Raw genomic sequence first — 12,109 nt, 5'->3', positions numbered from 1 at the left:
GCCGGGCATCGCAGCTGCAGGCCGACATCCTGGCGCACTATGAGGTGTATGAATTCCACCCGGTGGTCTCCAAGCTGCAGATCTATTGCAGCGAAGACCTGGGCTCTTTCTACCTCGACATCCTGAAAGACCGGCTCTACACCACCGGCCCCAAATCGCTGGCCCGCCGCAGCGCGCAAACCGCGCTCTGGCAGATCACGCACGCGATGCTGCGCTGGATGGCGCCCTTCCTGAGCTTCACGGCGGAAGAGGCCTGGAAGGTGTTCGGGCAGTCCGAGTCCATCTTCATGGAAACGTATGCCGAATTTCCTGCGCCCGACGCGGCTCTGCTCGCCAAGTGGTCGCGCATCCGCGAAATCCGCGATGCGGTCAACAAGGACATCGAAGCCCTGCGCACCGACGGCAAGGTAGGCTCTTCGCTGCAGGCCAATGTCGCGCTGGAAGTGGCCGCGGAAGACCATGCACTGTTGGCATCGCTCGGTGAAGACCTCAAATTTGTCTTCATCACATCCGCTATTGATTTAATAGCTGCTAGCGCAGTATCAACGCGGGTTTCAGCCAGTTCTGACATCAAATGCGAGCGCTGCTGGCACTACCGGAGTGACGTGGGACACGACCCCGCCCACCCGACCATTTGCGGCCGCTGCACCAGCAACCTGTATGGCGCCGGTGAAGACAGGAAGTTCGCCTGATGGCCAAGACGACCTTCATCAAATCAGAGGGCAGCATGCTCCCCTGGCTGGGCCTGGCACTGTTGATCCTGATCGCTGACCAGTTCACCAAGGTATTGATCCTCGGCTATTACCGCCTGGGCGACTCCACCTATGTCACCAGCTTCTTCAACGTCGTGCGCGTGCACAACACCGGTGCGGCATTTTCTTTCCTGGCGGAGGCGTCGGGCTGGCAGCGCTGGTTCTTCACTGCCATCGGGGTTGCCGCGGCGCTCTTTATTGTGTGGATGCTGCGCTCGCATGCCGGGCAAAAGCTGTTTTCCTTCGCGCTGGCCTGCGTCCTGGGCGGCGCTGTCGGCAATGTCGTCGACCGCACCCTGCATGGCTATGTGGTGGATTTCCTGCAGTTCCACTGGCACGGCTGGTATTTTCCATCGTTCAATATCGCCGACGCCGCCATCACCGTTGGCGCGGTTTGCCTCATCCTGGATGAGCTGCTTCGGGTTCGGCGTACCCGATAAACCGGGGCCAAACCGCTTGCAGCCACCCGGTTCAAGGGTATAGTGGTTCCGACCTTATGAAGCATTTGTTGAATCTTTTGGCAGCCATTGCGCTGCTCGTGTGGGGCACCCATCTCGTTCGTACCGGCATCCTGCGGGTGTTCGGTGCCAATCTGCGCCACGTGCTGGCGGTCAGCATCAGCAACCGGCTGGCTGCGGCCGTCTCGGGCATTGGGGTGACGGCCCTGGTGCAGTCCAGCACCGCCACCTCCCTTATCGTTTCGTCATTTGTCGGGCAAGGCCTGGTCACCCTGCCGCTGGCGCTGGCCGTCATGCTGGGTGCGGACATCGGCACCAGCCTGATGGCCGTGGTGTTCTCTTTTGACCTGTCCTGGCTGTCGCCGCTCTTTATCTTTGTCGGCGTGGTGCTGTTCATCTCGCGGCAGGACACCAATGTCGGCCGCTTCGGCCGGGTGCTGATCGGCCTGGGCCTGATGCTGCTGGCCTTGCGGCTGGTCACGGCCTCCACCGAAGTTCTGACCCAGGCACCGGCCGTGAAAGCCCTGCTGGGCTCCCTCAGCAGCGACCTGCTGCTCGAAATCACCGCAGGCGCCTTCCTGGCCGTGGTGTCGTATTCCAGCCTGGCGATCGTGCTGCTCACGGCCACGCTGGCCGCCTCGGCCGTTATTCCCATCGACGTGGCGCTGGGCCTGGTCTTGGGCGCCAATCTGGGCAGCGGGCTGCTGGCGGTGCTGACCACGCTACGCTCGGCGGTCGAGGTGCGGCAGGTGCCGCTGGGCAACCTGTTCTTCAAGCTGCTGGGTATCGTCGTCGCAGCGCCCTTCATCGGCCTGTGGCTGCGCCACGTGCGACCCTACCTCGGCGAAGCGGCCACCGTGGTGGTGCTGTTCCATCTCACTTTCAACATGGTGGTAGGCGCCATGTTCATCGGCTGGACACAGGTGATTGCGCGCTGGGTAGAAAAACTTCTGCCCAAACCCGACAAAAACCAGGCCGGCGGCCGTCCCCACCATCTCGACCCTTCGGCATTGGCCACGCCGTCCCTGGCCATCTCATGCGCAGCCCGCGAAGCGCTGCACCAGGCCGACGTGGTGGAAACCATGCTGCTGGGCGTGCTGGCGGTCATCCAGAAGAACGACCTCAAGCTGGCCGAAGACCTGCGCAAGATGGACGATGCCGTCGACGAGCTGTATTCGTCGATCAAGTACTACCTCACCAAGATTTCACGCGAAGCGCTGGCCGAAGAAGAAAGCCGCCGCTGGACCGACATCATCAGCTTCACCATCAACATGGAGCAGATCGGCGACATCATCGAGCGCGTACTGATCGACATTGAAGACAAAAAGATCAAGCCAGGCCGCAACTTCTCGGACGCCGGCATGGCTGAAATCGTCGAACTGCATGAGCGCCTGGTGGCCAACCTGCGCCTGGGCATGAGCGTGTTCCTCAATGGCACGGTGCGCGACGCGCAAAAGCTGCTGGAAGAAAAAGCCCGCTTTCGCGACCTGGAGCGGGCCTATGCCACGACCCACCTGGGCCGCCTGTCGGCCAATACGGTGCAAAGCCTGGAAACCAGCTCGCTGCACATCGACCTCATCAGCGAGCTCAAGCGCATCAACTCGCACATCTGCTCGATCGCCTACCCGATCCTTGACTCAGCTGGCGCACTGGCCCCCAACCGCTTGCGCCAGCCAGCCCTGACCGACCAGGCCTGAGTACAAGGGCAAGGCCGGCGAAACGTTGCCTAGGGCAAGCCCAGCATGTCGGAAAAAATCAGCGCGGCTTCCGTCGTGAACTCGCCGCGTTGCATGCCATCCACCAGTTGGGCGGCGTCCATCAGCCGGAACTGGGCTACTTCGCCGTCCTGGTTATCGGGCACCATGCCTCCGGGCACGGTGCAGCAATACCAGTCAATGTCTTCGACCACATACCCCGCACCGTTGCCTTCGGTGGCTGGTCGACGGGTCGTGAGCCGGCCGCCGTAGCGCATAGCCTGCAGCTCGGCCACATGCAGGCCGGCCTCCTCCCAGGTCTCACGCACCAGGGCGGTTTCCACCGTGTCGACGGCAGACACCATGCCGCCCATCAGGGTGTCCCACAGGCCGGGGTCGTTGGACTTGTCAAGGGCACGCTGCTGCACCCAGAAGCGGCCATCAGGCGACTGCCCCACCAGGTGTACCGCCAGTGTGGTGATGCCCAGCGGCCGCACGGCCGCGCGCTCGACCGTGCCTTTGCGGTGGCCAAACTGGTCAGGTACCGCGAGCTGCTCGTCGCGCCAGGCACCGGCGAGGCCCGCTTCGTGCAGCGCGATCGCGATTTTGTTCAGGCTGGTGGTCACATCGCCCATCAAGCGCCAACCCAGGCCGCCGGGGTGTTCTTCCTTGAGCAGGGGGTGGTGGCCGTCTGTCATGGCATGCAGGGCCAGCTTGTGAAAGAAGCGCGGCTCCACCGATCCGATCACCGATTCACCGGCCCACAGCGGCACGCGTGGGCGCAGCGGCGGCTGGATCGCTCCGGCGCGCAGGGCTTGCAGCCATTGGGCATCAAAAGCAGGCGGCATCATCATGCGTCCTTGGGGCCCGTGCTGGCAGGCCATTGATATGCGAAAAGACCGGGGCAGCGGGCCATCCCGGATTCTGCTGCGCAGTTTACTTCGCCCGTACCAACCGGACATTACAAACCTGCCGGCCAGGCGGGAAGCATCAGCTCCGGAAATTTATTTGCTATTAATTTAATAGCTTCTCGCGCTTACCCCTATTGGATAAAACGGCTAAAACCCTTGAATTCGGGCGCAAACCTGCGAAGCTAGGCTTTGACGAACAAACCGTCCAGTCGCTTGTCCCACCTGGCCCCTGGCAACACATCAGCCAGCTGCGCATCGCCAAATGCAAAGGTCCCCCGCAGCACCTGAGCCAGCACCGCGCGGTAATCGTGATGCGCCGGCAAGTCGCGTCCTTCGTTGAGTTGGGCCAAGCCCGTCCACTGGCCATGCCAGCGTCCGCCGGCGACACGGTTGCCCATGAGCCACATGGCGTTGCCAAAGCCGTGGTCGGTGCCGCGTGTGCCGTTTTCGGCGCTGGTGCGCCCGAATTCGCTCATCACCACGACGACATCGCCGGGTTCGGAAAAATCCTGGCGCAGCTGCGCGATGCCGCGCGCCAGGTTGCCGAGGTTGTTGGCCAGCTGGCCGGTGGCGGCGCCCTGGTTGGCATGGGTGTCCCAACCGCCTGCCGACAAAAAACCGAGGCGCAGTTTGCGGTCGTTGCGCATCAGCGTGCCCAGGTGCTGCGCATCGAGTTGCAGGCCCACGGGGTCGGCCGCGCCATTGCTGGCTGCCTGCATTTGCGCGTTCAGCGCCTGCGGATTACCGGGCGTGCCGTCGCGGTCCAGGCGCTTGTCTGCCATGCGCCTGCTGTCTTCCGCCATTTTCTCGGTCCTGGCATTTTTCTGTTCCGTGAGCTCCTGCGCACTCTGCATGCGGCTACCCGCACCCTGGCGGAAGGCTTCGCTGATCTTGTCATCACCGGCATACAGATCCATGAGCGCCTGGCGGGTTCTGTCGTTGGCCAGCACCCCGGTGCGTTCAGCAGACTGGCCACGCGGAATCAACCTGACGGCCGCCTGCCCGCCCAGAATGGCGGGGTTGGCCTCGCCCACGCCGAGAGCGGCGGCGCCCGGTGCAGCGGCCTTGCCCAGGCCCGCTGTGGTGTTGAGCCATCCCGGTGCGCTGCTGGTCTTGCCGCCCTGCGCAATCTCCATCTGGTACTGCGCGTCGAAATGCGAACGGTTGGGCGCGGGCAGGCCGGCCGCGGGCACAAAACCCAGAACACCTTGCTGCCACAGCGGCAGCAGCGGGGCCAGCGCGGGATGCAGGGCAAAAGTCCTGTCGAGCTTCAAGGCGGTTTGCGCCGTGCCGTCGGGCGCCGCGATCGCGATGTTGGGGCGCAAAGCGTAGTAGTCCTTGTCGGCGTAGGGCACAAAGGCCGACAGGCCGTCATACGCGCCGCGCAGGAAGACGATGACGAGGCGCCCACCGTCCAGGCTTGACCGGCTTGCGGGCAAGGCTTGCGCCCACACGCCGGGCGCTGCCAGCGAAAAGGCGGACAACGCGCCCAGGCCCAGCAGCCGGCGGCGTTGCTGCAGATTCGCCGATGAAGAAAAAATGGAGTTCATAGGAGTCCTTGTTGCGGCATATTCCCTGTCCAGATCAAGCGTGAACGCGAAGGCCCGCCGCAGACAGTGCTACAGCACGGCAAGGCGGGCCGACAAAGTGCACGTTTGATTTGGACATGGAATTATTTGCGCATGAAGTCGGGGCTGGCCAGCATCAGGCCGGTGCGCATCTGCGCGGGTTCCTGCGCGATGCGCTCGCGCGTCGCAATGCTGAAAAAGGCGTTGAGGTAAGACGGCTCAGCTGTGCGCTGGGCCAGGCCCATGGCGTAATCGGCGCGGCGCGTCAAAGCCTCAGGCGCAAGCCAGGTACCTGCATCGGTTTTATAGCCGTCGGGCGTTTGCCAGCCATGCATGGGCTGGCCGGCCTGCGCCAGGAAGCCCAGGGTTTGCACGACGTCGCGGCGCTCCTTGACGCCCCCGGCCGCAGTGAGCGCCGAACAGGCAAAGTCCAGCGGGGTTTTAAACAACTGGTTGTCTTGCGCCCAGAACTCCGGTGATTCGATCAGGGTGCGCATCACCGCGCGGATGTCGCCCTGGGTCGCCGTGAAGGTAGTTGCCAACCGGTTAACCAGTGCGGACGAGGGTTTGTCGGCCACGAAGAAACTGGCCAGCCGGATAGACACACGCCGCGCCGTCTCGGGCCGGCGCGCCAGGTAGCGAATGGCTTCCTCGCCTTCCGCAACGCCCTCGCTGCCAAACGTACGGCCCAGCAGCACCTTGCCTTCCTTGTCGTGAAGGCGCTCGGCAAAACGAAAACCCTCGCCGTCCTTGAGGTTCACCGTCCAGCCGGTGAGGATGCGGGCCAGTTCGTGCACGTCTTTTTGCGTGTAGCCGCTGTTCACGCCCAGGGTGTGCAACTCCATCAACTCGCGCGCGTAGTTTTCGTTAAGGCCGCGGCTGTTGCTCTGCGCCTGGTCCAGGTAGAACAGCATGGCCGGGTGCCTGGCGCTGGCCAGCAGCAGGTCTTCAAAACGGCCCAGGGCGTTGGCGCGAATCACATTGATCTCGTAGTGGCCGACAAAGGGGCGCACCGGTCCCTTGCCGACGAACACATTGAGGTGGTTGAACCAGAACTCGGTCATGCGGGCCAGCAGCGGATTTTCCAGCGCCGGATCGCTGCAGGACATCAGCCGCCAGGCGGCCGCGCCCTGGGCCATCTCGCGGCTGAATTTTTCGCCACCTGTATCGGCCGCGGCGGCCATACCAGGCTTGGGCGTTTCGCGCGCGGCCTTTCGCGCCTCCCGCTCGGCCTGGAAGCTGCGCGCAATGTCACCGAGCGGTGCGTTGATGCCGGCAAGTTCGGCAGRAAGGTTGGGAGGACGCAGGCTTGCGGCATAGGCCACATCCAGCTGCTGCAACGCCCAGGCGCGGGGTGAGGCCGCAGCGGCCTGCGTCGAGGCCGGCGTGGGTGCATACCCCAGGCGCGAAGCGGCGCGCCATGTGGCGGCAAACTTGGCCGGCGGCGGCGCGGCATCGGCCTGCGCCTGCGCCGCCGGAGCGGCGAGGCAAGCCAGGAAGGCCGCGAGCATGCTGGCCTGGATAGTCACTGTGGGCATGGTGTTCTCCTGCAGCCCTTTGTAACGCATGCGGCACGCCTTGCGTTGAATACCCTCTCCAGCTTTACACAGGTTTACCGCACAAAGGCCTATGCCCTGGGGCAAATTCGCTCTTCTTTTACAGCGTCAGGATGGTGCAGCCCGTGGTCTTGCGGGCTTCAAGCGCACGGTGCGCCTCRGCAACGTCGGCCAGGGCAAAACGCTGGTCTATAGGAATATGGACTTTGCCGCTGATGACCATGGCAAACAATTCATCCGCCATTTCCTGTGTGGTCTCACGCGTCGCAATGTGGGTAAAGAGCGTCGGCCGTGAAACGTAGAGCGAGCCTTTGGCAGCCAGCAGGCCGATGTCCAGCGGCGGCGTCTTGCCCGAGGCATTGCCAAAGTTGGCCAGCAGGCCAAAGGGGCGCAGGCAATCCAGTGACTTGAGGAAGGTGTCCTTGCCGACCGAGTCGTACACCGCCTTCACGCCCTTGCCACCGGTGATCTCCTTGACGCGGGCCACGAAGTCTTCTTTCGCGTAGTTGACGGCAAAGGCCGCGCCCTGCGACAACGCCAACGCGCATTTCTCGTCAGAGCCGGCGGTGCCTATCAATTGCAGGCCCATGGCCCTGGCCCACTGGCAGGCGATCAGGCCCACGCCACCGGCGGCCGCGTGAAACAACACATGGTCGCCGGGCTGCAGGCCGCCTTGCGGCTGCGTGCGGCGCAGCAGGTACTGCGTGGTCAGCCCCTTGAGCATCATGGCCGCGCCGGTTTCAAACGAGATCGCATCGGGCAGCTTGCACACACACTTGGCCGGCATCACGCGCACTTCACAGTAGCTGCCGGGCGGCTGGCTGGCATAGGCCGCGCGGTCACCCGCTTTCAGGTGGGTCACGCCCTCACCAACAGCCTCGACGATGCCGGAAGCTTCCATCCCCAGTTGAAGCGGCATRGCAAGCGGGTAGACACCGCTGCGTTGGTACACGTCGATGTAGTTCAAGCCAACGGCCTTGTGACGGATGCGTATTTCGCCCGGGCCGGGGTCGCCTACCGTCACGTCTACCAGTGTGAGTTCTTCAGGTCCGCCGTGCTGGTTGATGCGTACGGCTTTGGAGGTGATGGAGGCCATGGATTTCCTTGCAAAGGTTGCAGATGGAGAAAGAAAAAGGGGTGGCCGCCATGGTGCCATGAATCGAAATGGGCCGCAGGCGCCGAGGGTTGAACCCCGTATGGCGAGAGGAAAACAGTCATGCTTGATAAAGTCCCCRTCATGACCCAACGCCTCACGCCCGCCACTGCCACGCTGCTGGTGGTCCCTCCCTTGCTCTGGGCCGGCAACGCCGTCGTCGGCCKCCTCGTCACTGGCCTGGTGCCGCCCATGACGCTCAACTTCCTGCGCTGGGCCCTGGCCTTCGTGATCCTGTTGCCGCTGGCCTGGCGCCTGCTCAAACCGCGCAGCAGCCTGTGGCCTCACTGGAAACGTTTCGCGGTGCTGGGCCTGCTGGGTGTGGGTTGCTACAACGCCTTGCAGTATCTGGCCCTGAAAACCTCCACACCGCTCAACGTGACGTTGGTGGCGTCCAGCGTGCCGATCTGGATGCTGATTGTGGGGGCGCTGTTTTTTGGCCAGGCTGTGTCGAAGCGACAGATCGCCGGTGCCGTGCTGTCGATTGCCGGCGTGCTGGTGGTGCTGTCGCGTGGCCAGTGGGAATTGCTCATGCAGGTGCAACCGGTGCCCGGTGACCTGTACGTGCTGCTTGCCACGCTGGCCTGGGCGTTTTACAGCTGGCTGCTGTCGCAACCCAAAGAGCCGGCGGAAATCCGCCGCGACTGGGCCGCCTTCCTGCTCGCGCAAATCGTGTTCGGACTGGCCTGGTCGGGCGCGTTTGCCGCCGGCGAATGGGCGTTGACCGACGCGCACATCCAATGGGGCTGGCCGCTGGCCGCAGCCCTGCTGTACGTGGCCGTGGGACCCGCGGTGATTGCCTATCGTTGCTGGGGCATGGGCGTGCAGCGTGTCGGGCCGGCGATTGCGGGCTTCTTTTCCAACCTCACGCCGCTGTTCGCTGCGCTGCTGTCGGCGGCCTTTCTCGGTGAGTTGCCGCACCTCTACCATGCGCTGGCTTTTATGCTGATCGTGGGCGGCATCGTGGTGTCGTCGCGGCGCTGAATCGCGCAGCAATCAGCGCAACAGCGGTTTGATTTTCACAACACATTGCGAAAAAACGCTGCATAAAACTTGCCAAGCCCGCGCGGGCTCTTCAAAATCCGTTCCTTGCTTTGAGCCACTGCGCAACGAATGACCTTGTGCAGCCACCCTTGAAGCCCTCAAGACCCATGACTTTGTTCACTCACACCTGACGCACCCTCCACTGCCCCCGGCTGGATGTGGTGTCAACCATACCCAGCCCTGCGGGCAGTCGGTGCCGTGCCTTCACGTGTGAAGCGCGCTCCGCGAACCCCAGGCTGATTTTTCGCCGGGGTTTTGCTTTTTCGGAGCGTGCACATGAGTGCCAAAACTTTTTCCCGTGACTTTGCCGCAGGCAAGGTCAAGCATTTGCGGCGCATGAAGCAGCCGCTGGCTTTGACCTTGCCGCCACCCACACCGCGCAATCCCGTGGTGCGGGCCCTCGTCCAGCGTGCCATCACGTCGGGCGCGGGCAAACATATTCGCAGCGCCGGCGCTCACCGCCGGGCTGAAACCGTGGCTTTGCAAAAAGCCCTCAAAAATTTGACTGACTGACATGAAGAACGATATGACAACCGAGACGGCGGCCGCAGCCCGCGTGCCGCCCGAACTCATGCGCGAACGCAGTGCCCACCTGGCCCTCGTCGCCACCGAGCTGAAAACCGAGCTGTTCGGTATTGACGACATCATCGACCGGGTGATCGAGTCGATCCGCGCCTGGTACGTGCTGCCGCACATCATCCGCCGCCCGGTGATCGTGTGCCTGTGGGGCCTGACCGGCACCGGCAAGACCCAGCTCACGCGCCGCCTGGCGCAAAAGCTGGGTTTCTACGACCGCTTTGTCGAAGTACAGATGGACGGCTTCAGCAACGGCAGCAGCTGGCGCAGCGCCGACTCCATCAGCGGCATGCTGGCGGAGTCCGCCGTTGCCGAGAGCGAGCCTGGCATTCTGGTGCTGGATGAATTCCAGCGCTTTCGCACCATCAACGAAAAGGGCGATGAGGTCGCCGTCAAACGCTACCAGGACGTGTGGCAGCTGCTGTCCGACGGGCGCCTGCCGCCGTCGCTGTCTTTTCTGCAGGAGCTGGAATCGTCTCTGGCTTTCTCGCTGTATGACCACGAACGCGAGGAACAGGCTGATGAAAAGCCTTCCAAGGACGGCGTCCAGGCCAAAAAGCTGAAGTTCGCCCTCTCGCCCTACCAGGCTCAGGAATTCAAGCAAAGCCTCAAGCTCAAGGAACCACTACAGGAGGTGATGACCTGGACACCCCAGCAACTGCAGGAGCGCATGCTGGCGTTCAGGGCATCGACCGACTCGTGGGAAACGGATTACAGCCGCTTGCTCATCATCGTTTCGGGCAACCTCGACGAGATGTATGAGGGAACCGCCAAACGCGTGGAAGACTGCGACACCGATGCCGACATCTTTCATGCACTGACGAAAAAACTGTCGGTCATTGACGTCAAGAAGGCTCTGGGAGAGCGCTTCAAGCCCGAGCAGATCGCCCGGCTGGGGAACAACCATGTGATCTACCCCTCGCTGAGCCAGGCCACGTATGAGCGGCTGATCCGCAGCACCTGTGCCAGATATGTTGGTGAAATGCAGGCGAGTGCAGGGCTGTCTTTTGATCTGCATGAATCGRTGTACCAGGGAATTTATGCCAATGCGGTCTTCCCGGCCCAGGGCACGCGCCCGCTGTTCTCGTCGATTCACGCCATCCTGAGTGCGCCGCTGGTGAATGCCGTGCTGTGGGCGTTTGAGCATGATGTGCCGGCGGACACCACGCTGCACGTGAGGCTGGACACCGCCACGCAATCCCTGCACGTCAGTCATGGCGATTGCGGGGGCGGGAGCATCGCCTACCCCGTGCCGCTGGACCTCAACCAGCTCAAGCAGCGCGCCAGCCCCGACTTTCGGGCCTTGCTGGCCGTGCACGAAGCAGGCCACGGCCTGGCCTACGGCCGCCTGTTCGGCCATGCGCCTCAGGAAGTCAAGATCAACGTGGCATCCTTCGAGGGCGGCTACAACAGCTATGTGCGCATGAAGGCCGAATCACGTCAAAGCTGCCTGGACCGCCTCTGCGTGGGCCTGGCCGGCCGCGCCGCCGAGGCGCTGGTGTTCGGCGACGATGCCTGCACCACGGGCAGCGAGAGCGACTTCAAGAACGCCACCGCCCTGGCCGCACGCTTTGTGCGCCACTTCGGTTTCGGCAACCGGCTGAGCCACACCGACGTGACCCACGACATGGACGACAACCTCAACACCGATGTTGAGCCGACCAACGCCGAGATCGAGGCCCTGCTCGCGCAGGCGTACGCGCGCGCACAGGAGATTCTCAAAACCGATTCGGCCTTGCTACTGAGCATCGTGGACGAACTGCTGGAAAACGGCCAGGTGAGCAAAGAGAAAATGGCCAGCCTCCTGGGGGTCGCCATCGCGAAGGAAGAACAGATGCTTGCGCCGTATGCGGAGCAGCTTCAGGTGTTCGGCCTGCAGCACGCGTTGATGCAGCGTGTCGGCGGCATGGCGCCATCGCTGGAGCCCTCACTGGAATGATCCGCGTGGGCAAAAAAAAGCACGGAGAGCAGCCCAGCTGCTTTCCGTGCCCAATTTCCACCAACGGAAATCTTTGCAGGCCCCGGTTCAGTTCATCAAGCCTTGCCCGGATGCTCCTTGACACGGCTGACCAGCTGCGTGGGGTTCACGAAACGCAGCGCAATCAGCAACCACAGCACCGTGATCGCCATGTAGATCATCGCCATCGCGTCGACCGATTGCCCTGCGCGCACGCCGGCGGCAAAGACCGCGTAGTAAAGCGCCACCACCAGCGTCTGGGTGTCGGGGCCGGCCACCAGAAAGGTCAACTCGAACATCGCCACCGTCCGCACCAGCACCAGCAGGCCCGCCGCCAGCACACCGGGCGCCAGCAGCGGCACCAGGGTGTAGAGGAACATCTGCCGCGTGTTGGCGCCAAAGACGCGCGCCGCAGATTCGATGTTGGTGTCTATCTGCTC

General features: G+C 63.2%; 11 protein-coding genes. 6 read left to right on the top strand and 5 right to left on the bottom strand.

All coding sequences use genetic code 11. The features are described 5' to 3' along the window. The 3 genes from AC1DWI_RS03360 to AC1DWI_RS03350 form a co-directional block, all read left to right on the top strand. A partial coding sequence (locus AC1DWI_RS03360; RefSeq protein ID WP_477724373.1) for a class I tRNA ligase family protein occupies window positions 1-692 on the top strand: 692 nt, incomplete at its 5' end. Next, window positions 692-1,192 (top strand): signal peptidase II, encoded by a 501-nt coding sequence (gene lspA, locus AC1DWI_RS03355; RefSeq protein WP_477669686.1) that lies wholly within the window; start codon window positions 692-694, stop codon window positions 1,190-1,192. The genes AC1DWI_RS03360 and lspA, both read left to right, overlap by 1 nt. A 56-nt stretch (window positions 1,193-1,248) precedes the next feature. After that, window positions 1,249-2,907 (top strand): Na/Pi cotransporter family protein, encoded by a 1,659-nt coding sequence (locus AC1DWI_RS03350; protein ID WP_477669687.1) that lies wholly within the window; start codon window positions 1,249-1,251, stop codon window positions 2,905-2,907. 29 nt (window positions 2,908-2,936) lie between these two features. Here the strand turns inward: AC1DWI_RS03350 and AC1DWI_RS03345 are convergent, their stop codons facing one another. The 4 genes from AC1DWI_RS03345 to AC1DWI_RS03330 all read right to left on the bottom strand — a co-directional run bounded on the left by AC1DWI_RS03345 (window position 2,937) and on the right by AC1DWI_RS03330 (window position 8,035). Further along, entirely contained in the window at window positions 2,937-3,758 is an 822-nt protein-coding gene (locus tag AC1DWI_RS03345; protein ID WP_477669688.1) for an NUDIX hydrolase, read from the bottom strand. 239 nt (window positions 3,759-3,997) lie between these two features. Beyond that, a complete protein-coding gene (locus AC1DWI_RS03340; protein ID WP_477669689.1) occupies window positions 3,998-5,365 on the bottom strand; it encodes a DUF1501 domain-containing protein in 1,368 nt (455 codons plus the stop codon). A gap of 122 nt (window positions 5,366-5,487) precedes the next feature. Continuing rightward, window positions 5,488-6,921, bottom strand: coding sequence for a DUF1800 domain-containing protein (locus AC1DWI_RS03335; RefSeq protein WP_477724372.1), 1,434 nt, complete (start codon window positions 6,919-6,921; stop codon window positions 5,488-5,490). A 118-nt stretch (window positions 6,922-7,039) separates the two neighbouring features. Further along, a complete protein-coding gene (locus AC1DWI_RS03330; RefSeq protein WP_477669691.1) occupies window positions 7,040-8,035 on the bottom strand; it encodes a quinone oxidoreductase family protein in 996 nt (331 codons plus the stop codon). Between the two features lie 141 nt (window positions 8,036-8,176). On the opposite strand from AC1DWI_RS03330, the gene AC1DWI_RS03325 reads away from it, so the two are divergent. The 3 genes from AC1DWI_RS03325 to AC1DWI_RS03315 all read left to right on the top strand — a co-directional run bounded on the left by AC1DWI_RS03325 (window position 8,177) and on the right by AC1DWI_RS03315 (window position 11,651). Beyond that, a complete protein-coding gene (locus AC1DWI_RS03325; protein WP_477724371.1) occupies window positions 8,177-9,076 on the top strand; it encodes a DMT family transporter in 900 nt (299 codons plus the stop codon). 336 nt (window positions 9,077-9,412) lie between these two features. Then, window positions 9,413-9,649 (top strand): hypothetical protein, encoded by a 237-nt coding sequence (locus tag AC1DWI_RS03320; RefSeq protein WP_477669692.1) that lies wholly within the window; start codon window positions 9,413-9,415, stop codon window positions 9,647-9,649. Between the two features lie 13 nt (window positions 9,650-9,662). After that, the gene (locus AC1DWI_RS03315; RefSeq protein ID WP_477724370.1) at window positions 9,663-11,651 is read left to right on the top strand and encodes an AAA family ATPase; all 1,989 of its coding nucleotides are present in this window, start codon (window positions 9,663-9,665) and stop codon (window positions 11,649-11,651) included. Window positions 11,652-11,746: 95 nt separating this feature from the next. Here AC1DWI_RS03315 and AC1DWI_RS03310 read toward each other — a convergent pair. Then, a partial coding sequence (locus AC1DWI_RS03310) for an ABC transporter permease (RefSeq protein ID WP_477724369.1) occupies window positions 11,747-12,109 on the bottom strand: 363 nt, incomplete at its 5' end.

The organism is Polaromonas sp. P3_C2 (assembly GCF_056402675.1).
Note: the sequence above shows the minus strand (reverse complement) of the source record. Positions and strands in the feature narration are given on the sequence as shown.